This window comes from Archangium lansingense, assembly GCF_026626635.1.
In the GTDB taxonomy this organism is placed as follows: Bacteria; Myxococcota; Myxococcia; order Myxococcales; family Myxococcaceae; genus Archangium; species Archangium lansingense.
In genome coordinates, this window is sequence record NZ_JAPNKA010000001.1 from 6,365,272 (window position 1) to 6,388,176 (window position 22,905).

Genomic DNA, 22,905 nt, shown 5'->3' on the forward strand with positions numbered 1-22,905 from the left:
CTCGTGCGTCAGTACGCTCGGCCGTTTCCCATTACCCGCCTCTCGCTGGAGGCGCGCGTCCTCTACACCGGCTTCCTGCTGTTCCTGGTGCTGGGCTTCATGTCCTCGGTGTGGCTGTACGCGGACTCGTTCGGAGGCCTGTCCGGACAGAGCACGGCGGAGTACTACCGGGGTGGTGCCGCGCCCGCCGAGCCGAGGCCAGAGGTAGACGCCGCGGGAGGTCCGGCGCTGGAGCTGCCCTCGGATGGGCCCGCGCTGGACCTGCCCGGGGAGACGGCGGCCGCTGTGCCCATGCGGCTGGAGAAGCCCGCGCGTCAGGTGATGGAGACGTTCCACTTCCACCTGTTCACGGTGCCGGTGGTGCTGCTCATCGTGGGGCACCTGTTCATGCTGACGGCGCTGTCCACGCGGTTGAAGGTGGGCGTCATCGCGGTGGCCTCGGTGGCGACGTTCGTGCACCTGCTGGCGCCGTTGCTGGTGCGCTTCGTGGGGCCCCAGTGGGGCTGGCTGATGCCGGTGTCGGTGGTGGGCGCCGCGGTGGGGTGGTTGCCGATGCTGGTATGGCCGCTGTGGGAGATGTGGCGGCCGGTGCCAGCCGCGGAGGTGACGACGGGATGATCAGCGTCGTCATCCCCGCTCGCGACGAGGTGCGCGCCATCGCCGGAGTGGTGCGGCGAGTGGGAGAGGCGCTGGCGGGGGAGGCGCACGAGATCCTCGTGGTGGACGATGGCTCGCGGGATGGCACGGGCGCGGTGGCGCGTGAGGCCGGGGCGCGAGTGCTGACCTTGAACGGGGTGGGCTACGGCGCGGCGATCAAAGCCGGTGCCGCCCAGGCGCACGGCTCTCTGCTGGCGCTCATCGACGCGGATGGGACATACCCGGAGTCAGCGCTGCCGGAGCTGCTGGGGGCAGTTCGCGGAGGCGCGCGGCAGGCGATTGGTGCCCGGCCCAAGCTCGGGGCCTCCGAGCCCATCGCACGCTCGGCGGTGAAGGCGCTCTTCCGGGGCGCGGTGCGGTGGCTGGGGGGCTTCGAGGCACCGGATCTCAACTCGGGCCTGCGGGTGCTGCGCACGGCGGATCTGCTGTCGCTCGCGCCGGTGCTGCCGGACCGGTTCTCACTCACCACGACGCTGACACTTGCCCTGGCGGCGGCGGGGGACCCCATCGTCTTCCTGCCCATCGACTACCACGCACGCGTGGGCCGTTCGAAGTGGCGGCCGGTGCAGGACACGTGGCTGATGGGGCGCACGGTGGCGCGAGGCATCGGCTGGCTGCGCGCGGGTCGGGCACCGAAGACGCTCACGGCGCTGGAGCTGCCGGCGGTGGGAGGCACGGGGTGAGCGCGGTGGTGGTCATCGGCGCGGGGCCCTCGGGGCTGGCCGCGGCGCATGCGCTCGTCCGCGCGGGGAAGCGAGTGGTGGTGCTCGAGGCGGCCGAACAGGTGGGCGGACTCTCGGGCTCGTTCGACTTCGCGGGCTTCAAGGTGGATTACGGCCCGCACCGGCTGCACCAGGCGGCGGGGCCGGAGGTGCTGGAACTCTACCGGGCGGCCCTGGGCGGCGCGCTGCATGTGAGGGCGCGCAGCGGCCTGGTGCACGTGGGCGGGAGGCGGCTGCCTTATCCCCTGTCGCTGCTCGGCCTCGCGCGAGGGCTGGGGCTTGGCGAGGTGGCGAGGCATGGGCTGTCGGCGGTGATGGCGCGGCTGCGTCCGCCGGAGGGGAGTCACTTCGGAGCAGAGGCAGCGCGGCGGCTGGGACGGCACGCGGCGCGGGTGCTGTACGAGCCCGCGGCAAGAAAAGTGTGGGGCCTGGCGCCGGAGGAGCTGGACGCCTCGCTCGGACGGGCTCGAGTGCAGAAGGGAGGCCCGCTGGCGGTGGTGCGCGCTGCGCTCGGGCGCGGAGGTGCGTCCGCGGGGCGGCGGTACTTCTACCCGGAGGGCGGAGTCGGCGCGCTGGCCGAGGGTCTCGCGGAAGGACTCCGTCGGGCCGGTGGCGAGGTGCGGTGTGGCGCGGCGGCCGAGAGGTTGGTGCTAGAGCGCGGGCGGGTGAAGGCGGTGGTGGTGGCGGGGCGAGAAGTGCCGGCGGAGTCGGTGGTGGCGACAGTGCCGCTGCCGCTGCTGTGCGAGTGGACGGGGCGGGCGGAGGCGGCCGAGGGGCTGGGCTACCGCGCCCTGACGTTGCTGTATCTGCTGCTCGCGACGCAGCGAGGCACGCCGCAGGATGTGCACTACTTCGCGGACGAGCAGCTCCCAGCCAATCGGCTCTTCGAGGCGAGGAACTTCCTGGGCGGCGAGGGGCCCGCGGGAAGAACCGTGGTGGGCTTTGATCTGCCGTGTGGGGTAGGGGACACCATCTGGCGGGCTTCGCCGGAGGAGCTCACAGCGCGAGTGCGCCCAGCGCTGGAGCGGACGGGGCTGGCGGGAGTGGAGGTGCTGGGAGCCCGGGTGCGACGCATTGCGGCGGCCTATCCCCTATACCGCAAGGACTTCGCGGCAGCGCGCGAGCGAGCGTTGAACGCATTGAGTGAGGTGGAGGGGCTCTACCCAGCGGGGCGGAGCGCACTGTTCGTCCATGACAACGTGCATCACGCATGCGCGGTGGGATTAGCGGTAGGAAGACTGGTCTCGGAAGGTGAGAGTTCCCGGGTGTGGCGAGGCCGGCAGAAACCCTTCCTCGAAACGCAGATCGAGGACTGACTCGGTGCTATGTCCCCTCTCCCTTTGGGAGAGGGTCAGGGTGAGGGTCTTCCCCGGGCCGTTCCGTGGTTGTCGACCGCGGTAGGAGTTGAGTCATGAAGGTGCTCGTCACGGGCGCAGCGGGCTTCATCGGGTATCACGTTTGTGAGCGGCTGCTCGCGCGTGGGGACACGATCATTGGAGTAGACAACCTGGACACGTCGGGAGACGTGACGCTGAAGGCGACGCGGTTGTCGCGGCTGAAGGCGGCGCCGAACTTTGGCTTCCACCGGGCGGACATCCGGGACGTGAAGGCGTGCCGGGAGCTCTTCGACGGGGCGAAGCCCGATCGCGTGGTGCACCTGGCGGCGCGGGTGGGGGTGAGGGGGATGGCGGCGGAGGCCCCGGAGTACGCGGAGACGAACGTCTCGGGCTTCCTTCAGGTGTTGGAGTTATGCCGGCTGGCGAAGGTGGAGCATCTGGTGTTCGCCTCGTCGAGCTCGGTGTACGGGGCGGGCACGCCGGTGCCCTTCGCCGAGGATGCGCCGGCGGATCGCCCGTTGAGCCTGTACGCGGCGACGAAGCGCGCGGACGAGCTGATGGGACACGTCTACAGCCACCAGTATGGGCTGCCGGTGACGGGGCTGAGACTGTTCACGGTGTATGGCCCGTGGGGCCGGCCGGACATGGCGCCGATGCTGTTCCTCCGGGCGATGCTGGAGGGCCGGTCCATCGTTCTCCACGGCGAGGGGAAGATGCAGCGCGACTTCACCTACGTGGACGACGTGGTGGAGGCGCTGGTGCGGGTGCTGGACAAGCCGCCCGCGGGGGCGCCGCCGTACCGGGTGCTGAACGTGGGGCGGGGCACGCCGGTGACGATGGCGAACTTCGTGGACCTGCTGGAGGAGCAGCTCGGGACGAAGGCCTGGGTGGAGCTGCGGCCCGCGCAGCCGGGGGAGATGGAGGTGACGTGCGCGGACGTGACGGCACTGGAGCGCGAGACAGGCTTCCGTCCCTCGGTGCCCCTGGAGGAGGGGCTCGCGAGGCTGGTGGCGTGGTACCGGGGCACCGAGGGCTGAGCCGGAGCGCTTAGAAGGTGATCGCGGCGCTCACCGACAACGAGGTGTCGGTGGGCAGCTTGCCCGGGGCCGGAACGCTGTCGTACTGGAAGAGGAAGGTGGTGGCGATCGACAGCGTCTTCGTCAGCCGTACGGTGAGCTGCGTCTGGCTGTTGATGAGCAGGCGCGAGTCATCGACGAGGCTGGGCAGCACGCTGAACTCTTCCAGGAACGACACGTCCTTGGAGATGCCGTAGCGGAAGGCCACGCCGAGACGAGGGCCGCCGATCGACACGTCCGGCAGATTGGAGCGGATGGGGTAGTACTGGAAGCGCATCTCGCGGGCGTAGCGGAAGGCGAGGTCGGTGCGCAGGAAGGACTCACCGCCGTCCTTACGCTTCTGGTCCAACCAGATGATGCCGACACCCGCCTCGCCCGCGCCGCGGAACTCCACGCTGCGCACGTGGTCCGTGTCCGCGGCGCCCAGCAGGTAGCCGCTGATCTTCTCGTTGAACCGGCGGTCTCCGCGCAGCTGCAGGGCCGCGTTGAGCGCCGTCACCTGAGCCACCGTCTCCACCTCTCCCTCCAGCCCGGGCGGACGGCTCTCGCCGTAAACGCCCGAGGCCTTGACGGAGTAGATCCAGTTCTCCGACTTGCGCTCCGCGGCGACCAGGCCGTTGAACGTGACGGTGGAGGCGTTGCCGGTGATGAAGATGAGGCCCAGGCCCACCGTGACGTCCCAGACGTCCTTCTTGGCCTCTTCCTTCTTCTCGGCGGGAGTCTCGGGTTTCTGCTCGGCGGGAGGCGCCGTGCTGGCAATGCCTCGGGCGAGGCTCTCGATGGCCTCAGCCATGCGGGCGTTGGCCTCGGCGGCGCGCTCGGCGGCGGCGGCGGCGCGCTCGGCGGAGGTCGCGGCGCGCTCGGCGGCGGAGGCGGCCTGCTCGGGGGTGGTGGCCTGCGCCGGAGCGGAATGCTGCGCGGGAGCAGGGGTCTGGAACGTCAGGAAGGCGGACAGAAGGGCGTGGACAGGAAGCACGGCGGACTCGGCTGAGAAATGAAGGACTCTGGTGGGTGGGTGAAAGGCCACTCCGTTGCCAGAGCAACGCGGAGTCTTGGCGCAAAATCACCGCGGGTGCAATGATGAGGCGAGGGGGAACCCGACAGATGAACTGACTCGTCGGGAAAGGGAATCACCATGAAACCGTCCGCAGAGCAGAAGCCGGGCATCCGTTTTACCGAGAGGATGAAGGGTTACTTCGCCCTGGAGGGTGGCGCGGCGAGCAAGCCCGAGGAGTTCGAGGCGGCGGAGCAGCGGGGAGAGCGGGCGGGTTCCTCCATCGAGTTCGTGCTGACCATCACTTCCGATGACCTGGACAAGCTCGTCGATGATGAGCGGCACGAGGCCCAGACCGCGGGCACGGCGATGGCGCCGGCGTTGTCACCCCAGCCGCTGACGGTATCGCACGGCACGTTCAACCTGTTCGTGAAGGACGAGAACGCCGTCGAGACGCGGCGGATGAAGTACCGCATGCGGCTGACCGCCTCGGATGGACGCTCTTTCTTCTTCTCCGGCGACAAGATCGTCCGCGAGGGCCCGCTCTGGAAGGTGTGGCACGACACCTCCACGCTCTACATCACGCTCTACGAGGGCGTGGATGAGCGTGGGACGGTGGTGGGGAAGGGCGTGATGCGGATTGCCCCGGAGGACTTCATCCAGCAGCTCGGCACGCTCGAGGCCATCAACGCCCGGGACACCGAGGAGCGGCTGGAGACCCTGGTGCGCTTCGGCCGCTACTTCGCTGGCGTGGTGTACGACTACTACGGCGGGGCCACGTCACCGGAGTCCGTGTTCGATCCCGACGCGGCTCCCCGCGCGAAGCGCTCCCTCCGCGTGCCCGCGCCTCAGTTCGTTCCATTCAAGACGAGCGATGGGCTGGAGCTGCTGCTCACGCGCCACCAGGCTGGTTCCAAGGGACCCGTCATCCTCTCCCATGGCCTGGGGGTCTCCAGCCGCATCTTCACCATCGATACCATCGAGACCAACCTGCTCGAGTACCTGTGCGCGAATGGCTACGACGTGTGGCTGCTGGACTACCGCTCCAGCATCCTGCTGTCGGCGGCCAACACGCAGTACTCCGCCGATGACGTGGCGCTGAAGGACTACCCAGCGGCGGTGGCGAAGGTGCGGGAGGTGACGGGCGCGCCCTCGGTGCAGATGGTGGCCCATTGCTTCGGAGCCACCACCTTCAGCATGGCGCTGTTGGGTGGGCTCGAGGGGGTGCGCTCGGCGGTGATGTCGCAGATCTCCACCGAGTTCGTGGTGCCCAAGCTGGTGGGCCTCAAGGCCGGGCTGCACACGCCGAACGTGCTGGAGAAGCTGGGCTTCAGGTCCATGACGGCCTACACGGACACGAAGTCCGACTGGCTGGGGCGCCTCTACAACAAGGCGGTGGACCTCTACCCGGTGGACAAGGACGAGGAGTGCGACAGCCCGGTGTGCCACCGCATCACCTTCATGTACTCGCTGCTGTACGAGCACGCGCAGCTCAACGAGGCGACGCACGCTGCGCTGCACGAGATGTTCGGCCTGGCCACCATGAAGGCCTTCGATGGGATCGCGGACATGGTTCGCGCGGGCCACATCGTGGACGCCTCGGAGAGGGACAGCTACCGGCCTCACTTGGAGCGCATGGCGTTGCCCATCCGCTTCATCCACGGTGAGCGCAACGGGTGCTTCCTGCCGGAGAGCACGCAGAAGACGCTCGATGCGCTCGTCAGGGCGAACGGGCCGGGGCTGTACTCGCGGCGGGTCATTCCGGAGTACGGCCACATCGACTGCATCTTCGGCAAGAACGCGGCGAAGGACGTGTTCCCGCACATCCTCGAGCACCTCGAAGCCACGCAGAAGGCTTGAGCCTACGGCCTGGGCGCCGCTCGTCGTTGGGCGCCCAGGCTCTTTCAGCTTCGGCTTCTCTTGATGATGCCCCGGCAACGCCAGTCGAAGTAGTTGATGAGGATCCAGAAGTTCTTGAACGCCGGATTGCGCGTCTGCTTGTAGTGGTAGCGGTAGTAGATCTGCTGGGCGATGACGGCGAGGCGGAACAGGCCGTAGACCTCGTAGAAGGCCCAGTTGGCTGGCTTCAGCCCGGTGCGCTCGAGGTAGTAGGAGACCACCTCCTCGCGCCGGAGCATGCCGGGCAGGTGGGTGGGCTGACGGCGAGTGATGCGCATCAGCCAGGGATCGTCCGCATGCACCCAGTAGGCGAGGGTGTTGCCGAGGTCCATCAGCGGATCGCCCAGGGTCGCCATTTCCCAGTCGAGCACGCCGATGACTTCGGTGGGGCGCTCGGGGTGGAGCACCACGTTGTCGAAGCGCCAGTCATTGTGGATGACGCAGGTGGCGACGTCGTCGGGGGTATGGGCCGCGAGCCAATCGCGCACGGAGCGGAAGCTGGGGACGTTCCAGGTGCGGGCCTTCTCGTAGCGATCCGACCAGCCCTCGATCTGCCGCCGGGGGTAGCCGGCGCCCTTGCCGAGCGATTCGAGTCCCACGGCCCGGTAGTCCACCCGGTGCAGCTCGATGAGCTTGTCGATGACGTTGAGGCAGAGCTGCCGGGTCTGCGCCGCGTCCAGACGCAGCCCCGGGGGCATGCGCGAGCGGGGGATGAGGCCGGCGATCCGCTCCATCACGTAGAAGTCGGCGCCGATGACGCTCGGGTCCTGACACAGCCCGATCATGGTGGGCACAGCGGGGTAGACGGGCTTGAGAGCCTTCTGCACCGTGTACTCGCGCGCCATGTCGTGTGCCGACCTGGCCTTGGTGCCCGCGGGGGGCCTGCGCAGGATGAGGTCTCGGTTCGCGTACTCGAGACGGTAGGTCCAGTTGGAGGCGCCACCTGCGTACTGGGTGACCTTGGGCGTGCCCTCCAGCGAGGGCACCTGGGTCTTGAGCCAGGCGTCCACGGCGGCGACGTCGAGCTCCTCGCCTGCGCGTACCGCCCGGGCCTCATCGAGGGGGGGAGTGGATGACATGGGTCCTTGTCTATCAGGCCTGCTGCGTCCCATAGCTGCGCATCCGGCGGGTGCGCTTGCGGATCAACGAGGCATAGAGGCCTCGAGGCAGGAGCCGCTTCATCAGCCAGGCCTGACGGCCCTCCGAGTGGGGCAGGACATAGAACGCGCGCTGCTCGACCGCCCGGAAGATCCGGTCGGCAATGTCGTCCGCGGTGATGGGCGAGCGCTCGAGCAGCTTGCCCATGGCCGTTCGCAGGCCAGGGCTGGAGGTGCGCAGGGACTCGGTGAGGTTGGTCTTGAAGAAGGACGGGCAGACGAGGCTGACGCCGATGTGATCATCGGCGAGCTCGTTCTGAAGCGTCTCGGACAGCGAGACGACAGCGGCCTTGGTCGCGTTGTAGCTGCTCATCATCGGCACATCGAGCAGACCGGCCATGGAGGCCACGTTGACGAAGTGCCCGTGGCCCTGGCGCTTGAACAGCGGTGTGAAGACCTTGCAGCCGCGCACGACGCCCAGGAGGTTGATGTCGATGATCCATTGCCAGTCGTCGAGCGAGACCTCCTCGATGGCGCCTGCCTGGGCAACACCGGCGTTGTTGACCACCACGTCGACGCCGCCCCAGTTCGAGGCGAGCCACTCGGAGGCCGCGCCCAGGTCCTCCTCGCGGGTCACGTCGCAGCGGAGGTAGTGCGCGTGAGGGGTGAGGGAGGCGAGGGTCTTCTGGGTCTCCGCCCCCCGAGCGTCGTTGACGTCGGCGATGCAGACCCGCCATCCGGCGCGAGCGTAGCGCAGGGCGATGGACTGTCCGAGCCCGCTGGCGCCGCCGGTGATGAAGATGCGCTGTTCACTCATGATTCGCGGCTCCTGGAGAACCCACGCCGGGAGAGCTCGATACGGGCGATGAGACCCTTGTGGACTTCATCCGGTCCATCCGCGAGCCGCAGGGTACGCGCCTGGGCGAAGAAGCTCGAGAGCGGCGTGTCGTGCGACACCCCGGCGCCACCGTGGATCTGGATGGCGTCATCCACGACCTTCTGCAGCACGTTGGGCGCCACGACCTTGATGGCGGAGATCTCACTCATCGCGCCGAGGGCGCCGAGCTCGTCCAGCTTCCAGGCGGCGTAGAGGGTGAGGAGGCGCGCCTGGTCGATGGCGATGCGGGCCTCGGCGACGCGCTCGCGGTTGCCGCCGAGGTTGAGCAGCGGCTTGCCGAAGGCGGTGCGGTTCATTCCGCGGTCGATCATCAGATCGAGCGCCTGTTCTGCTGCGCCGATGCAGCGCATGCAGTGGTGGATGCGGCCGGGGCCGAGACGTCCCTGGGCGATCTCGAAGCCCCGTCCCGGGCCCGCGATGACATGGGTGAGAGGCACCCGCACGTCACGGAAGTGCACCTCGCCGTGGCCGTGGGGCTCGTCGTAATCGCCGTACACCGGGAGCATGCGCTGGATCTCCACGCCTTTCGCTTCCAGCGGTACCAGCACCATCGAGTGCTGATGGTGGCGATCTCCCCCCTCGCTGGGGGTGCGGGCCATGAAGATGGCGACCTTCGCTCGCGGGTCGCCGATGCCACTCGACCACCACTTCTTTCCGTTGAGCACCACCTCATCGCCCTGGACGACGGCCGTGGCCTGCATGTTGGTCGCATCCGAGGAGGCGACATCGGGCTCGGTCATGCAGAAGACGGAGCGGATCTCTCCGGCGAGCAGCGGCGTGAGCCAGCGTGCCTTCTGCTCCTCGGAGCCGTACCTCCAGAGCACCTCCATGTTGCCGGTGTCCGGGGCGTTGCAGTTGAAGATCTCGGGAGCCATGAAGCTGCGGCCCATCTCCTCGGCGACGGGGGCGTACTCCAGGGTGCTGAGGCCAGCGCCGAGCGTCGCATCGGGCAGGAACAGGTTCCACAGGCCCTGGGCTCGGGCGCGCGCCTTGAGCTCCTCCACGATGGGGAGGATCTTCCAGCGCCGCCAGTCGCCGCCATGGCTGGCCGCGCGGAGCTGCGCCCAATACTGCGCCTCCACGGGCTGGATGTGCTCGCGGATGAAGCGGCGCACGCGCTCGCGGTAGTCCTTGGAACGGTCACTCGGCTCGAAGTTCATGAGAGGCCCCTTGTCTCGACGCCCCATCCTGCGGCGGGGCCCCTTGATGAATCCAGTGAATGTTGGTCATGTGTCGCCATGAATGCGGCTCATGAATCGACGAGGCTGTCCCAGCTCGACCTCAACCTCTTCCGGGTGTTCGACGTCGTCTAGGGGCTGTCGCAAAATAAGTGTAATGAAAGTGATAATGAGCCCACCAGGCAGGCAGCCATGGGGCTGGTCGCTGCGTAAGAGGCATTTCGTGGGCATGTTGTATGCGTGAAAGTAGATCTCGAAGCCTTGCGCGCCAAGTTCAAGGCCCTGGCCCCCATCATGGACGAGAGGGTCAGCCGCCTGTGGGCTGCGGCTGAAGTGGAAAGCCTTGGACGCGGAGGAACCGCAGCGCTCCAGCGGGCAACGGGGATCAGTGGTCGTCGCATCTGGAAGGGCAAGAAAGAGCTGGCGGAGCTTCGGCGGCAACCGCCTTCAAGGGCTTCAACGTCGCGAGTGCGTCGGCCAGGAGGAGGAAGAAGGCGCCTGAGCGCAAAGGACGCGAGGTTGCTGGGTGACCTCCAGGCGCTGCTCGAGCCGGTGACGCGCGGCGAACCGCAATCGCCGCTTCAATGGACGACGAAGAGCGTGAGGCACCTTGCGTCGGAGTTGAGAGAGCGAGGGCATGAGGTGAGTAGCGACACCGTCGCGCGGATGCTGCACGAAGCGGGGTATAGCTTGCAGGCTCCGCGTAAGGAGGAAGAGGGAGGCAGCCATCCAGATAGGAATGCACAGTTTCGTTACATCGCTCGACAAGCGAAGGCCTTTCAGCGGCGCCGACAACCAGTGGTGTCCGTCGACTCGAAGAAGAAGGAGTTGATTGGAAACTTCAAGACCCCGGGTCGGGAGTGGCAGCTCCAAGGCCAAGCGCCCAGAGTCAACGCCTACGATTTTCCGGATATGGCTGAGGGCAAAGCGATTCCCTATGGAGTGTATGACTTGGCCCGTGACGAGGGCTGGGTCAACGTTGGGACGGACCATGACACTCCTGAGTTCGCAGTCCAGTCGCTTCGGCGTTGGTGGCTCACGATGGGCAGGCATGCATATCCTCATGCAAGAGAGCTTCTGGTGGTAGCGGATGCTGGGGGTTCGAACTCGGCACGGTCGCGGGTATGGAAGAAGTGCCTGCAAGAATTTGCAGATGCCACGGGGTTGAAGGTCTCCGTCAGCCATTACCCTCCGGGCACGAGCAAATGGAACAAGATCGAGCATCGACTCTTTGCCCAGATCACGCTCAACTGGCGAGGCCGACCGCTAACGAGCTATCAAGTTGTCATCAATCTCATCGGCAGCACCACGACACGCACGGGACTGTGTGTTCGGGCTGCCCTGGATACGAGGGAGTACCCCCTTGGCGTTCGCGTCAGCGCAGCGGACTTTGGGCAACTGAACATCCGAAAGAAGCGGTTTCACGGGGAATGGAACTACTCGCTCTCTCCGAGACGGCAAGCGAGCGCTCAGCTGGTGAAATAATTACACTTATTTTGCGACAGCCCCCTACCGGGAGCGGAACCTCACGCGGGCCGCCGAGATCCTGTTCCTGAGCCAGTCCGCGGTGAGCCACGCCCTGGCGCGGCTGCGGGAGCAACTCGATGATCCGCTCTTCGTGCGGCAGGGGCGCGGCGTGGCGCCGACCCCGCTCGCCGAGCGTCTGGCACCGGGGATCCAGGAGGCGCTCGGGTTGTTCCAGCAGGCCGTGGATCGCACCCGTCATTTCGATCCCCGGCGCGACGTGGGCCACGTGACCCTCGCGATGAACGACGAGCTGGAGCCCGCGTTCCTCCCACGATTCGTCACGCGTCTGCGCGAGCGCGCCCCCCAGGTCCGGATCGCGAGCGTGCGGCTCGATCGAGCCAGTCTCGAGAGGGACCTGGCGTCGGGGAGGTTGGATCTGGCCGTGGACGTGGCTCAGCCGACCGGGGCCGACCTGCGCCACACGCTGTTGCAGCGCGACACTTTTTGTGTCGTCAGCGCGCGGAAGCGGAGGTTGGATGTGGAGGCCTATCTGGCCGCGCGGCACGTCACCGTGTCCTCGAGGCGCACGGGCCTGGCCTTCGAGGACCTGTTGCTCAGCCGCCTGGGCTACCAGCGGGAGGTCTCCGTGCGCTGCCAGCATCCCGAGGCAGCGTGCCACATTGTTGCCGGCTCGGACCTGCTCCTCACGATGCCGCGGCGCCATGCGGAGGCGCTCAATGCTCCTCTCGGCAACCACCTCCTGCCGATGCCGGTGGAACTCCCGCCGGTGGAACTCCACCTCTACTGGCATCGCCAGGTGGACGGTGAGCCACGCAGCCAGTGGCTGCGCACGGAACTCCTTGGCCTGTCGGAGGGGCTGCGCGAAGACGTGAAGCCGAGAGGAGCGCGCCGCCAGTCGAGGAGCGGTTCGAGGTAATGACCACGTAACCGCGATAGGTCCAGTGCTGAAAGAAGCTTAGTTGCTCTAAGACTGCCGGTTATCGTTGAATTTTGTCAGGTAGGCCAGCACTTGCCGGAGGCTCTGAATCGGGACACGCGACGATGTCCAGGGTAGGCGTGCCGTTGCTGGCTGATGGAGAGTTCTGGCGTGCTGCTCGCTTCTTCGCCACGCCCCCAATGGGACGTGTGGACTCCGCTGTCTTCTACTTCATCTCCGAAGTGGAGGGGGGCTGAACATTGATTCAGATTGCGCCGATTGAACATTCTGCCAGAGCATCGCAGCCAAGTTCCTCAAACCATCGCCCGGAAGATGCTCCGCCAACCAGTCCAATCGAGCAATGTAGCTTCAATAGGGTACGTACCTGAGTCACAGACGCTCGAAGTCGAATTCAAGGATTCAGCTATTTACCAGTATCTCGGAGTCCCCGCCGCTCTTTACGATGCACTCATGCGTGCCCCATCGAAGGGGGCCTTTCTCCATGAAAGAATAAAGGATCGATTTTCCTATCGACGCATTCGGTAAGACCAGGAAAACAATGCAAATCAAAAGCATCAGAATCGAGAATTTTCGTGCCTACCGAGACGAGACCATTCACCTCAACAGGTACACGTGCCTCGTTGGGACCAACGGAGTCGGTAAGTCCACGATTCTCACAGCGCTAAATATCTTCTTCAGAGACCAGAGCGGAGCCAGCACGGACGTTGTCTACTTGGATGAGGAAGACTTTCACAAGAAGGACACATCTCGCCCCATCCGAATCACAGTCACCTTCAATAATCTTTCTCCTGAGGCACAACAAGACTTTCAGGCGTACTATCGTCAAGGTGAACTCATCATTTCCTCTGTGGCTTTATGGAGTTCCGAGACCCGAAAAGCGGAGGTGATGCAGTATGGCCAACGCATGGTCATGAAGCGATTCACCCAGTTCTTCGCCAAATTCGACGATGGGGAGTCGGCTGCAATCCTGAAGGAGATTTATAATCAGATAAAGAGTGAAATACCAGAATTGGGACTCGTTACATCAAAGAAAGAAATGCATACCGAATTGTCGCGGTATGAGAGTGCCCATCCCGAACTGTGCGAACCGGTGCAGAGCAAGGATCAGTTCTACGGGATTACGAAAGGTGCAAATCGTCTACAAAAATATGTCCACTGGGTGTATTTGCCCGCTGTTAAAGACGCCGCCACAGAGCAACTGGAGACAAAGAAATCTGCATTGGGGGTCTTGCTGGAGCGAACCCTGCAAGCTGCAGCGGCCTTCGATAACCCACTAAACGAGTTGCGCAGAGAGGTGCAGGCCAGATATCGGGAGATTCTCGAAAGACGCCAGGAGCTTCTATCCACCCTCTCTCAGTCCCTTGATACACGCATTAAAGGACTGGTTCAATCGGATGCGCACTTGCGAGTTGAGTGGCACAATCAACCCGAAAGCTACATCAATATCCAAGAGCCGGTTGCAAAAATCATCGCTGGAGAGAGTCGTTTCAGTGGAAACATGGCTCGTTTCGGGCATGGGCTTCAACGGGCGTTCCTGATTGCGCTGCTTCATGAGTTGGCAAATTATAAGGACTCGTCAAAGACAACGCTAATACTTGGGTGTGAGGAGCCTGAGCTTTATCAGCACCCTTCGCAAGCAAAGCATCTATCTAGGGTTTTTCAGACGTTGGCTAGCGCGTCTTCCCAGGTTCTTGTGTGTACCCACAGCCCTTAGGGGCTGTCGCAAAATAAGTGTAATTATTTCACCAGCTGAGCGCTCGCTTGCCGTCTCGGAGAGAGCGAGTAGTTCCATTCCCCGTGAAACCGCTTCTTTCGGATGTTCAGTTGCCCAAAGTCCGCTGCGCTGACGCGAACGCCAAGGGGGTACTCCCTCGTATCCAGGGCAGCCCGAACACACAGTCCCGTGCGTGTCGTGGTGCTGCCGATGAGATTGATGACAACTTGATAGCTCGTTAGCGGTCGGCCTCGCCAGTTGAGCGTGATCTGGGCAAAGAGTCGATGCTCGATCTTGTTCCATTTGCTCGTGCCCGGAGGGTAATGGCTGACGGAGACCTTCAACCCCGTGGCATCTGCAAATTCTTGCAGGCACTTCTTCCATACCCGCGACCGTGCCGAGTTCGAACCCCCAGCATCCGCTACCACCAGAAGCTCTCTTGCATGAGGATATGCATGCCTGCCCATCGTGAGCCACCAACGCCGAAGCGACTGGACTGCGAACTCAGGAGTGTCATGGTCCGTCCCAACGTTGACCCAGCCCTCGTCACGGGCCAAGTCATACACTCCATAGGGAATCGCTTTGCCCTCAGCCATATCCGGAAAATCGTAGGCGTTGACTCTGGGCGCTTGGCCTTGGAGCTGCCACTCCCGACCCGGGGTCTTGAAGTTTCCAATCAACTCCTTCTTCTTCGAGTCGACGGACACCACTGGTTGTCGGCGCCGCTGAAAGGCCTTCGCTTGTCGAGCGATGTAACGAAACTGTGCATTCCTATCTGGATGGCTGCCTCCCTCTTCCTCCTTACGCGGAGCCTGCAAGCTATACCCCGCTTCGTGCAGCATCCGCGCGACGGTGTCGCTACTCACCTCATGCCCTCGCTCTCTCAACTCCGACGCAAGGTGCCTCACGCTCTTCGTCGTCCATTGAAGCGGCGATTGCGGTTCGCCGCGCGTCACCGGCTCGAGCAGCGCCTGGAGGTCACCCAGCAACCTCGCGTCCTTTGCGCTCAGGCGCCTTCTTCCTCCTCCTGGCCGACGCACTCGCGACGTTGAAGCCCTTGAAGGCGGTTGCCGCCGAAGCTCCGCCAGCTCTTTCTTGCCCTTCCAGATGCGACGACCACTGATCCCCGTTGCCCGCTGGAGCGCTGCGGTTCCTCCGCGTCCAAGGCTTTCCACTTCAGCCGCAGCCCACAGGCGGCTGACCCTCTCGTCCATGATGGGGGCCAGGGCCTTGAACTTGGCGCGCAAGGCTTCGAGATCTACTTTCACGCATACAACATGCCCACGAAATGCCTCTTACGCAGCGACCAGCCCCATGGCTGCCTGCCTGGTGGGCTCATTATCACTTTCATTACACTTATTTTGCGACAGCCCCTTACTTCATCTCCGCTCGCGGATTTGAGGATGTTAGGGTGGTCCGGCGAGATCCCTCCGAACAAGAAGCACACATCACTTCAGCAACGCTCGAACAAGTTGCTTCAGTTTTGAGTACCAAGACTTCTCGCAATATCAAAACAAAGAACAATGCGCTCGTTAAACTGGAGCAGGCGCTTCAGCCCTCTTTGAATGAGATGTTCTTCTCTGAGGTTGTCGTGTTGGTGGAGGGTCCTGAAGATGTTGCATGTATCACTGCGTGCCTTGAGTTGCTGGGCATCTATGATGACTTCATTCGCCTAGGCGGTCACTTCGTGGCTGTTGGCGGGAAGAGTCGCATGGTCGAACCCTTGGCCGTGGCCAAGAGCCTTAAAATTCCTACTTTTGTAGTCTTCGATGCAGATGGTGATGAAACCAAGCAAGGACATAGAGAGAAGCATGAAAAGGATAATCGAGACATATTGTGCCTGTGTAACTCGAGCGTAGAGCCGTTCCCGGCGGATACTCTCTGGGCACCGGATCACGTGATGTGGAGCACGAAGATTCAAGACGTCGTCGAGGCCGAAATTGGCCGGGAAGCTTGGATGAAGATCAAAGAGGAAGTTCGACAAGAGCACTCCCTCAATATCAAGGATGTTGATAAACATAGTCTATTTATTGCTTACTGCCTAACCCATGCTTGGGGCAAGGGTGCGCGGTTTTCTTCTCTTGAGCGGCTCTGTAATGCCATTTGCGCTTTTGCATCCGCAAAGACTGGACGCCATGGCCCGCCCGCCCGCCCTGTCCATCATGCTTCATCCTCAGGTCTTGCAAGCGGCGCGGCTTGAAGCCGGGATGCGGGAGAATGCGCGCCGCCGGGCCAGGCGGTGAGTCAGCTGCCTGTCGAGGCTGTTGCCCCAGGGCGAGTGGACTCCGAAGCGAGAACCTCGCTCACGAGGAGGTCACGGATGGCGTTGCCGAGTCTGTCTCCTAGGCTGTAGTCCACCGTGTATACGGACCCGTTCCCGACGAGACGCAGCCTCGGCTGCCCGTAGCTCACCTGGTCATCGAAGCCGAGCTCCTCCCCGAAGACGATGGCTTGCAACTGGCTTCTCGGCACTGCGACGCGTGACCACGTTCGTCCCGCCCGCTTGTAGCAGTAGCCCACGGCCTCGCCATCGACGAAGAAGACATCGGCGCCTGGGGGACGGCCCCACGCATCGAACAGGAAGTTCAGCAGCAGGCGCCGGAAGCTCGCGAGCCACAAGAATGCGGGCGAGACGAGCAGCATCCCCACGAGGAAGACCCAGGCCAGTCCCTTGGATGTCGGCGAGTGGGCGTGCCGCAGCTCCAGGCCCGCTGAGGTGGTGACGAGCTCGAAGCCCGCAGCGGCGACCTCGGACCTGGCCCACTTGAGGTCCAGCGATCGGGGGTCGAGCATGAGCGGGAGTCGCCCATGGCCGCGGTGCACCACCACGGGGGGCGGTCCCTGGTTCAGCTCCACGAGCTTCAGTCTGGCCACGGAAGCCACTGCGTACAACGCGGCCACGGCGGCGTGGCCCTGGCGCTCGCCGGAGACCGTGAAGCGAAAGGGAGGCGCCTCGGACGGTGAGGTCACCACCTCCACGGTATGGACCGGGACCGTGAAACGGAAACGCAGGAAGCCCGGTATCCAGCTTCGCGCCGGGCGTTCGACCCGGCTCACATAGACGGGCACGGAGCTGTCCTTGCTGCCCTCGTAGCGCGGCAGTGCCTCCGGCTTCGGGGAGGAGCGTTGCGGTGTGTCTCCATCTCCGGGGTCTCCCTCTCCCGACGTCAGGTTCTGCAAGAAGACCCAGAGGAGCACCAGCAGGACGAGGCTCCACAGCAGGACCTTGAAAGGAAAGGTGAAGAGCGACATCCAGCGGAAGCGCTCGTCACGGATGTGCATGACGACGAGCGCGTCGGCCCCCGCCAATCGTGCGCGCAACTCCTCTCGCACGGAGGCCGGCAATGCGCCGAGTGCCTGCTCGATGACCTCGCTCGCGGTGGCACCAGCGGCTCCCATGGGAGAGCTCAGTAGCCGAGCGAAGGCAGGGGGGGCAAGGGCTCCTTGCGTTCCACAGCTCGCTCCACCTCCTCCGCGTAGTGTTGCTGCATCGGCAGGTATGAGGAGCCGGGCTGGGCCGTCTCCGCGTCCTCTCTCACCTGATGGAGCACCTCGCGGACGGCGCTCGAGTCCGGCTCCCGCCGGACGCGCAGCCCCACTTCCCCGGCCAGTCGGAGCAGCCTCAGCACCACGGCTGGCTCCCCCGCGCCGTAGTGACTGATCTGCGCGGTGGCCAGCGCGAGGTAGTCCCGCAGCTCCAGCGCGCGCAGGAAGACGCGCGGGCGCCCCTCGGAATCGGCCAGGACGCGCGGGCCCAGCCGGAGCTGGCACAGCACACACAGCATGATGGCGAGCTGATCCACGGCCTCCACCGCGGTGGACGGATCATTGATTCCCGGCGAGAGCGCCTTAATGGCCACGTCCACGAGCTGCCGCACGCCCAGCGCCACATCCCTGCCCGGCTCCCTCCAGCGGCCAACGAGGACGGCGCGTTCCACACACCGGGCGATTCGCGCCTCCTCCTGATGAGCGCCTTCCTGGACTACCCGGCCCAGTGAGGCCCCCTTCATCACCGGCTCGCCGATGTTGACCTCCACGTGGATGGAGAGTCTTCGTTCCTCGGCCAGAGAGAGCAGCGCCCTCGCGTCGATGTCCACCACGAAGCCGGAGGAGGGCGCGGCGACCCGCCACCACGTGCCGGAGGGGACGGGCACCATGGAAGGAGCTTCCGGCTCCTCGCGGCGCAGCCGGTCCAGCTTGCGCGCGACCTTGAGGGAGGAGACCCGCACCCGGCGGACGATCTGCTCTGCGCGCACCATGTCGAGCGTGTACGTCATCTGGAAGACGAGGGCCGCGCCACAGCAGATGAGCATCAACATGGCCATGCTGAGCGCCGGCCTGGGCGCCACGTCTTGATTCTCCGTGAAGCCGAACGCATACACTCCCACGAGGCAGTAGACGCCAGTGGCCACGAACACGGGGATGAGGACGCGGGAGCCCGGTTTCCCGAGGAAGAGGCGCAGCAGGCGAGGGGAGTACTGGCTGGCTGCGTTCTGCAGCACCACCAGGGACAGCGACAAGGCGATGCTCAGGGTGGTGAGGACGATGCCAAATATCGAGGCGAGGACCTTGCGTGCATCGCTCACGGACGCACGCCAGGCCAGGCCTCGCAGCCATCCGTGAGCGAGGCCGAAGGGCTCGATCACGAAGAGCACGGCCAGTAAGGCCCCGAGCACGGCCCCCACCGCGGGGAGGATCCACGCGCTGTCGCGCACCCACAGCCTCACCCGGTGGAGTCCGCTCCCGGACGGGCCCGGCCGCGGCTTCACGTGCGGCGCTCGCAGCCCCCGGGGCGCGGGCTCTACTCCCACACTCATGTCCCAACCTCCTGGCCAGAGGGACGCGGAAAAGTTGTGGCCTGGAGTGTTGGTTCTCAAGCACTCGAGAGGGAGGCACGGAGGAAGCCGGCCCCCGGATGCCCGTTCCTCCCTCCCTGGAGGGCGGGTCATCAATCCGAGGTGACGTCCACGCCGCCTCCCTGCACCCGCCAGCGCGTGGTGGTGCAGCGCTGCGCGAAGTGCGCGTCGTGTGTCACCAGCAACAGCGCTCCGGGGTACTCGCGCAGGGCTTCCTCCAGGTGCTCGATGGAGGGCAGGTCCAGGTGGTTGGTGGGCTCGTCGAGCACGAGTGCCCAGGCGTGCTGCCCAAGCCCGCGCGCGATGAGCAGCTTGCGCGCCTCGCCCGGGGACGGCTGCTCCGAGGCGAGCAGGCGATCCGGATCCACCCCGAGCGCCGCCACCAGGGACAGCACGCGGCCCTTCTCCGAGGGAGGCAGCTCGCGCACCGACTCGATCGCCTCCTCGGTCTCGTCCGCACTCAGGTCCTGCGGCACGTACAGCACGCGCTCCAGCGGCACGCGCGCCTGTTCGAGCAGGGCCCGCAGCAGGGTGCTCTTTCCCGCGCCATTGGGGCCCTCGATGCGGATACGGGCGTCCCTCGGGACGTCGAGCCGTAGCGCACCGAACAGCTCCACCTCGCCCGCACACAATCGGGGCACGTCGAGGCTGAACATCAGCGCATGGGGCGGGCGGACGTAGTCGACGAAGATGGAGCGGCCGAGCGTCTTCTCCACCTCGATGGACTCGACGGCGCTGGCGGCGCGCTCGACCTCGCGGCGGACGAGGGTCACACTGCGGCCGAGACGGGCATCCGCCCAGCTCGCGAGGTTCTTGGCGCCCAGGGTGCGAGCGTCGCTGTCGTACTTGTTCCTCATGCGGCTGCCGGCGTTGCGCGCGGCGGAGGCGGACTCCTGCTCCCGGCGCGTCTGGTCGAGCCGCTGCTGGAGGCGGCGGTGCTCCTCCTGCGCCTGCTGCCGGGCGCCGCGGCGGCCCTCCAGCTCGGCTTCCCAGGCCTCGCGCGCGGCGGAGTAGGCCCCGGGCCACAGGCGCACGGTGCCCCCGTGGACACGCAGCGTGGAGGTGGTGAGGGCCTCGAGCAGCTCGCGATCGTGCGAGACGAGCAGGCCCACCCCGCGGAAGCGGCGCAGCGCGGAGATGAGCCACTCCCGGGCCTCGGCGTCGAGGTGGTTGGTGGGCTCGTCGAGCAGCAGTACGTCCGGATCGCGCGCCAGGGCGGCGCCGATCTGCCAGCGCTTGCGCTCCCCGGGCGACAGCGTGGGCCACCGCTCCAGGGCAGTCACATCCAGCCCGAGCTGGCCGAGCAGCCTCCTCGAGCGTGAGTCATAGGCCTCGGCGAGCGCGGTGATATCGGGGGTGAGCTCCTCGACCCGCTGCGGACAGAGGTGGACGAGCGCCGAGGTCGGCTCGAATTGGAGGTGTCCGCCCGAGGGCTGGAGCTCGCCGGAGAGCAGCCGCAGCAGGGTGGATTTGCCGGCGCCGTTGGAGCCGACGAGGCCAGTCCATCCTGCGGGCAGGTGGAACTCGGCATCAGAGAAGAGGGTAACGGCGTCGGAGAACGCGAAAGAGACGCGATGGGCGCGAACGAGTGACACGAGGAACTCCGGAATCGTTCCGGGCACGCACGAGGGGCCCGGGGGTTGGCTGAGAGACAGCGCCGACGATTCAGGAGTGGATCTTCAATGGAGTACGAAGCCTCGTGTTCGAGGGGGCCCGGGCTGCCGGGCTCGGACTGCAACGCCCGGACGTTTTAACCAACGACGGGCCCCCGCGCAATCCCTGACGAGTCGTCCTAGCGGACAGGCAGGGAGGCAGGCGCGGTGGCCTGGGCCTGCCGAGCGAGCCGCCACGCGCCGATGGACGCGGCGATCGCCGACGTCGTGCTCAGCAGGAGCGCCAGGGCTACGTTGTGCAGCGCTTCCTGGAGCCCGAGGTAGAGGACGGACGGCCCCTGAGCGGCCAGCGGGCCGGCGTAGGCGCGCAGCAGGTTCATGACGCCCGTGATGAAGCCCAGGCCTCCCGCGAAGATCGTGAAGAGCCCCAGGGTGAGCATCAGCGGGACGTAGCGGGACTCCGGGCGGCTGGCATACCGCAGGCTGGTGAACAGCAACGCCAGACCCGCGATGAGCGTGGGGTACATCCCGAAACCACCCGCGATGAACGCTTCCTTCATGGGCTCTCCCTTTTGGTGATGAGCATCCCCTCGGACAACGGGGGGCGCGGAAGGTTCCAGCGCGGGGACTCGATACCCTCACCCCGGGGGGCTTGCCCCCCTTTGAACGACGGGGGGATCCTCTCCCGGAGGGCGAGGGGATGTTGACGTGGTGAGGGGATTGGGTGGTGCGTGTTGCGGCTACTCCTCGGAGGGGAGTGCCGGACGGTTGCGCACCGGTACGGCGGGCGGCTGGGTCTGGAGGGTGCGCGTGAGCGACTGGGCGCTCAGGGCCGCCGCGCTCGGCGCGGACTGAGTCTTGGTGGTGCCCTCCTTGGCGAACACCTCCTTGAGCGTCGCGATGCTGCCCAGCGCCGCCGTGGCCTCGTAGGGGACGAACATCTTGTTGTCGCCCTTGCCCAGCTCCTGCAGCGTCTCCATGTAGCGCAGCGCCAGCACTTCGGGCGTCGCGCCGCCGCCGGCGTTGATGGCATCGAAGACCATCCGCGTGGCATCGGCCTTCGCCTCGGCATCCAGCAGCGTGGCGCGCTTGCGGCCCTCGGCGCGAGCCACCTCGGCGTCACGCTCGGCCTCGGCGCGGAGGATCCGGGAGATCTTCTCGCCCTCGGCCTGGAGGATGGCGGCGGACTTGTCACCCTCGGCCTTGGTGACCTCGGCGCGACGCTCGCGCTCGGCCGTCATCTGCTTGGCCATGGCTTCCTTGATGGCGGAGGGCGGCTCGATCTCGCGCAGCTCCACCCGCGTCACCTTCACGCCCCACTTCTCGGTGGCCTCATCCAGCACCATGCGCAGCTTGCTGTTCACCGTCTCGCGGCTGGTGAGCGTCTGATCCAACGTCAGCCCGCCCATGATGTTGCGCAGGTTCGTCATCGTGAGCTGCTCGATGGCCAGCGCCAGGTTCTCCACCGCGTAGAGCGCCTTCGCGGGATCCACGATCTGGTAGTAGATGACCGAGCCCACCTCCATGGTGACGTTGTCATGGGTGATGACCTGCACGGTCTCGAAGCCCATGACCTGCTCGCGCAGGTCCACCAGGTGGCTGCGGTTGAAGCGGTTGCCTACGCGCATCTCCATCACGCGGGGCGAGTCGAAGAACGGGATGAGGATGTTTGGCCCGCTATTGGCCACGTGGTGGAACTTGCCCAGGCGCTCCACCACCATGACCTTGGCCTGGGGCACGATGCGCAGGCCCTTGACGATAGCGAACACCACGGCGACCGCGGTGATGACAAAGAGGACGGTACCCGTACCCATCTAACGACCTTCCTTCTTCTGCTTGGGGAGAACTTCCAGGGATGCGGCGGGGCGCCGCACCCAGAGCTTCAAACCTTCCACCTGCTCGACGATGACGAGCTCACCCGGGGCCACTCCGCCGCCCAGGGAGCGTGCGGACCACAGCTCGCCGTTGATGCGCACCGTGCCGCCGTGCCCGTCGACGAGCGCCTCGGTCACCAATGCCTCCTGGCCCACCATCGCCTCCACGCCTGTCTTCATGTTGGACGCGTTGCGCATGAAGGCTTTCTTGAAGATGGTGCGAGAGCCCGCGAAGAGCGCCACCGAGACGAGCATGAAGATCGTGAGCTGGACGTTGATGCCCAGCCCGATTGCCGCGGCGAGGGCCGCGACCAGCGCCCCCACGGCAAACCAGAGCACCACGAAGCCGGGGAGGGCCATCTCCAGCGCGCCCCCGATGATCGCGGCGAGGATCCACAACTGCCAGCCATGGATGTCCATGAATGCTCCTGTCCGGCCGGGAGCTTGCCACCTCGCGGATGGAGTGCGCCAGGACCGACCGTCCCCGAGCCGACATTCCTCGACCCCGAGAGTGGGGGGCGGGGTAGGCTCCGCCGCCGTCGAACCCCCTGGGGGTGTGGGGGCC

General features: G+C 65.6%; 22 protein-coding genes and 1 pseudogene. 12 read left to right on the top strand and 11 right to left on the bottom strand.

The annotated features are described in order from the left end of the window. Nucleotides 1-3 precede the first annotated feature (3 nt). The 4 genes from OV287_RS25845 to OV287_RS25860 all read left to right on the top strand — a co-directional run bounded on the left by OV287_RS25845 (nt 4) and on the right by OV287_RS25860 (nt 3,753). Nucleotides 4-618: an Aq_1264-related membrane protein gene (locus tag OV287_RS25845; RefSeq protein WP_267536707.1), complete on the top strand. Its 615-nt coding sequence runs from the start codon at nt 4-6 to the stop codon at nt 616-618. Then, nucleotides 615-1,340, top strand: a complete 726-nt coding sequence (locus OV287_RS25850; protein WP_267536708.1) for a glycosyltransferase family 2 protein — start codon at nt 615-617, stop codon at nt 1,338-1,340. Before OV287_RS25845 ends, OV287_RS25850 begins: the two co-directional genes overlap by 4 nt. Beyond that, complete coding sequence (locus OV287_RS25855; RefSeq protein WP_267536709.1) at nt 1,337-2,695, top strand: protoporphyrinogen/coproporphyrinogen oxidase; 1,359 nt, start codon at nt 1,337-1,339, stop codon at nt 2,693-2,695. The genes OV287_RS25850 and OV287_RS25855 overlap by 4 nt, the downstream gene beginning before the upstream one ends. 95 nt (nt 2,696-2,790) lie before the next feature. Next, complete coding sequence (locus tag OV287_RS25860; protein WP_267536710.1) at nt 2,791-3,753, top strand: NAD-dependent epimerase/dehydratase family protein; 963 nt, start codon at nt 2,791-2,793, stop codon at nt 3,751-3,753. A 10-nt stretch (nt 3,754-3,763) separates the two neighbouring features. Here the strand turns inward: OV287_RS25860 and OV287_RS25865 are convergent, their stop codons facing one another. Further along, a complete protein-coding gene (locus OV287_RS25865) occupies nt 3,764-4,768 on the bottom strand; it encodes a DUF481 domain-containing protein (RefSeq protein WP_267536711.1) in 1,005 nt (334 codons plus the stop codon). Nucleotides 4,769-4,927: 159 nt separating this feature from the next. Between OV287_RS25865 and OV287_RS25870 the strand changes: the two genes are divergently transcribed. Continuing rightward, on the top strand, nt 4,928-6,646 hold the full coding sequence (locus tag OV287_RS25870; protein WP_267536712.1) for an alpha/beta fold hydrolase: 1,719 nt from the start codon (nt 4,928-4,930) through the stop codon (nt 6,644-6,646). 44 nt (nt 6,647-6,690) lie between these two features. Here OV287_RS25870 and OV287_RS25875 read toward each other — a convergent pair whose 3' ends face one another. From OV287_RS25875 to OV287_RS25885, 3 genes are read right to left on the bottom strand one after another with little or no spacing between them, the layout of a single operon-like run. After that, complete coding sequence (locus OV287_RS25875; RefSeq protein WP_267536713.1) at nt 6,691-7,764, bottom strand: phosphotransferase family protein; 1,074 nt, start codon at nt 7,762-7,764, stop codon at nt 6,691-6,693. Between the two features lie 13 nt (nt 7,765-7,777). Then, entirely contained in the window at nt 7,778-8,599 is an 822-nt protein-coding gene (locus tag OV287_RS25880; protein WP_267536714.1) for an SDR family oxidoreductase, read from the bottom strand. Beyond that, entirely contained in the window at nt 8,596-9,840 is a 1,245-nt protein-coding gene (locus tag OV287_RS25885; RefSeq protein ID WP_267536715.1) for an acyl-CoA dehydrogenase family protein, read from the bottom strand. Before OV287_RS25885 ends, OV287_RS25880 begins: the two co-directional genes overlap by 4 nt. A gap of 312 nt (nt 9,841-10,152) precedes the next feature. Here OV287_RS25885 and OV287_RS25890 point away from each other — a divergent pair, with 312 nt between their 5' ends. The 6 genes and pseudogenes from OV287_RS25890 to OV287_RS25910 all read left to right on the top strand — a co-directional run bounded on the left by OV287_RS25890 (nt 10,153) and on the right by OV287_RS25910 (nt 13,997). Next, nucleotides 10,153-11,343: an ISAzo13 family transposase gene (locus OV287_RS25890; protein WP_267542308.1), complete on the top strand. Its 1,191-nt coding sequence runs from the start codon at nt 10,153-10,155 to the stop codon at nt 11,341-11,343. A gap of 37 nt (nt 11,344-11,380) precedes the next feature. After that, a pseudogene (locus OV287_RS25895) lies at nt 11,381-11,506 on the top strand (helix-turn-helix domain-containing protein); the annotation flags it as partial. A gap of 105 nt (nt 11,507-11,611) precedes the next feature. Next, complete coding sequence (locus OV287_RS25900) at nt 11,612-12,262, top strand: LysR substrate-binding domain-containing protein (RefSeq protein WP_267542417.1); 651 nt, start codon at nt 11,612-11,614, stop codon at nt 12,260-12,262. A 125-nt stretch (nt 12,263-12,387) separates the two neighbouring features. Then, complete coding sequence (locus OV287_RS25905; RefSeq protein ID WP_267536716.1) at nt 12,388-12,519, top strand: hypothetical protein; 132 nt, start codon at nt 12,388-12,390, stop codon at nt 12,517-12,519. Between the two features lie 76 nt (nt 12,520-12,595). Continuing rightward, the gene (locus OV287_RS56495) at nt 12,596-12,808 is read left to right on the top strand and encodes a KTSC domain-containing protein (RefSeq protein WP_373371922.1); all 213 of its coding nucleotides are present in this window, start codon (nt 12,596-12,598) and stop codon (nt 12,806-12,808) included. A 13-nt stretch (nt 12,809-12,821) separates the two neighbouring features. After that, the gene (locus OV287_RS25910; protein ID WP_267536717.1) at nt 12,822-13,997 is read left to right on the top strand and encodes an ATP-binding protein; all 1,176 of its coding nucleotides are present in this window, start codon (nt 12,822-12,824) and stop codon (nt 13,995-13,997) included. Between the two features lie 23 nt (nt 13,998-14,020). On the opposite strand, the gene OV287_RS25915 is transcribed toward OV287_RS25910, so the two are convergent. Further along, nucleotides 14,021-15,211 (bottom strand): ISAzo13 family transposase, encoded by a 1,191-nt coding sequence (locus tag OV287_RS25915; RefSeq protein ID WP_267542308.1) that lies wholly within the window; start codon nt 15,209-15,211, stop codon nt 14,021-14,023. Between the two features lie 197 nt (nt 15,212-15,408). Between OV287_RS25915 and OV287_RS25920 the strand changes: the two genes are divergently transcribed. After that, a complete protein-coding gene (locus tag OV287_RS25920; RefSeq protein WP_267536718.1) occupies nt 15,409-16,197 on the top strand; it encodes a TOPRIM nucleotidyl transferase/hydrolase domain-containing protein in 789 nt (262 codons plus the stop codon). 44 nt (nt 16,198-16,241) lie between these two features. On the opposite strand, the gene OV287_RS25925 is transcribed toward OV287_RS25920, so the two are convergent. From OV287_RS25925 to OV287_RS25950, 6 genes are all read right to left on the bottom strand, one after another. After that, nucleotides 16,242-17,396, bottom strand: coding sequence for a hypothetical protein (locus OV287_RS25925; RefSeq protein WP_267536719.1), 1,155 nt, complete (start codon nt 17,394-17,396; stop codon nt 16,242-16,244). A gap of 8 nt (nt 17,397-17,404) precedes the next feature. After that, nucleotides 17,405-18,814 (bottom strand): DUF2254 domain-containing protein, encoded by a 1,410-nt coding sequence (locus OV287_RS25930; protein ID WP_267536720.1) that lies wholly within the window; start codon nt 18,812-18,814, stop codon nt 17,405-17,407. Nucleotides 18,815-18,945: 131 nt separating this feature from the next. Beyond that, nucleotides 18,946-20,448: an ATP-binding cassette domain-containing protein gene (locus OV287_RS25935; RefSeq protein WP_267536721.1), complete on the bottom strand. Its 1,503-nt coding sequence runs from the start codon at nt 20,446-20,448 to the stop codon at nt 18,946-18,948. Between the two features lie 197 nt (nt 20,449-20,645). Beyond that, nucleotides 20,646-21,026: a hypothetical protein gene (locus OV287_RS25940; protein ID WP_267536722.1), complete on the bottom strand. Its 381-nt coding sequence runs from the start codon at nt 21,024-21,026 to the stop codon at nt 20,646-20,648. 180 nt (nt 21,027-21,206) lie between these two features. Then, on the bottom strand, nt 21,207-22,280 hold the full coding sequence (locus OV287_RS25945; RefSeq protein WP_267536723.1) for an SPFH domain-containing protein: 1,074 nt from the start codon (nt 22,278-22,280) through the stop codon (nt 21,207-21,209). Further along, on the bottom strand, nt 22,281-22,760 hold the full coding sequence (locus OV287_RS25950) for an NfeD family protein (RefSeq protein WP_267536724.1): 480 nt from the start codon (nt 22,758-22,760) through the stop codon (nt 22,281-22,283). It lies immediately after the preceding gene. Between the last annotated feature and the right edge of the window lie 145 nt (nt 22,761-22,905).

Bases quoted from the DNA above. Each gene is read 5' to 3' on its own strand.
- OV287_RS25850 (WP_267536708.1), top strand. From the start codon at position 615: ATGATCAGCGTCGTCATCCCCGCTCGCGACGAGGTGCGCGCCATCGCC.
- OV287_RS25860 (WP_267536710.1), top strand. From the start codon at position 2,791: ATGAAGGTGCTCGTCACGGGCGCAGCGGGCTTCATCGGGTATCACGTT.
- OV287_RS25870 (WP_267536712.1), top strand. From the start codon at position 4,928: ATGAAACCGTCCGCAGAGCAGAAGCCGGGCATCCGTTTTACCGAGAGG.
- OV287_RS25875 (WP_267536713.1), bottom strand. From the start codon at position 7,764: ATGTCATCCACTCCCCCCCTCGATGAGGCCCGGGCGGTACGCGCAGGC.
- OV287_RS25880 (WP_267536714.1), bottom strand. From the start codon at position 8,599: ATGAGTGAACAGCGCATCTTCATCACCGGCGGCGCCAGCGGGCTCGGA.
- OV287_RS25885 (WP_267536715.1), bottom strand. From the start codon at position 9,840: ATGAACTTCGAGCCGAGTGACCGTTCCAAGGACTACCGCGAGCGCGTG.
- OV287_RS25890 (WP_267542308.1), top strand. From the start codon at position 10,153: ATGGACGAGAGGGTCAGCCGCCTGTGGGCTGCGGCTGAAGTGGAAAGC.
- OV287_RS25905 (WP_267536716.1), top strand. From the start codon at position 12,388: ATGTCCAGGGTAGGCGTGCCGTTGCTGGCTGATGGAGAGTTCTGGCGT.
- OV287_RS56495 (WP_373371922.1), top strand. From the start codon at position 12,596: ATGCTCCGCCAACCAGTCCAATCGAGCAATGTAGCTTCAATAGGGTAC.
- OV287_RS25910 (WP_267536717.1), top strand. From the start codon at position 12,822: ATGCAAATCAAAAGCATCAGAATCGAGAATTTTCGTGCCTACCGAGAC.
- OV287_RS25915 (WP_267542308.1), bottom strand. From the start codon at position 15,211: ATGGACGAGAGGGTCAGCCGCCTGTGGGCTGCGGCTGAAGTGGAAAGC.
- OV287_RS25925 (WP_267536719.1), bottom strand. From the start codon at position 17,396: ATGGGAGCCGCTGGTGCCACCGCGAGCGAGGTCATCGAGCAGGCACTC.
- OV287_RS25930 (WP_267536720.1), bottom strand. From the start codon at position 18,814: ATGAGTGTGGGAGTAGAGCCCGCGCCCCGGGGGCTGCGAGCGCCGCAC.
- OV287_RS25940 (WP_267536722.1), bottom strand. From the start codon at position 21,026: ATGAAGGAAGCGTTCATCGCGGGTGGTTTCGGGATGTACCCCACGCTC.
- OV287_RS25945 (WP_267536723.1), bottom strand. From the start codon at position 22,280: ATGGGTACGGGTACCGTCCTCTTTGTCATCACCGCGGTCGCCGTGGTG.
- OV287_RS25950 (WP_267536724.1), bottom strand. From the start codon at position 22,760: ATGGACATCCATGGCTGGCAGTTGTGGATCCTCGCCGCGATCATCGGG.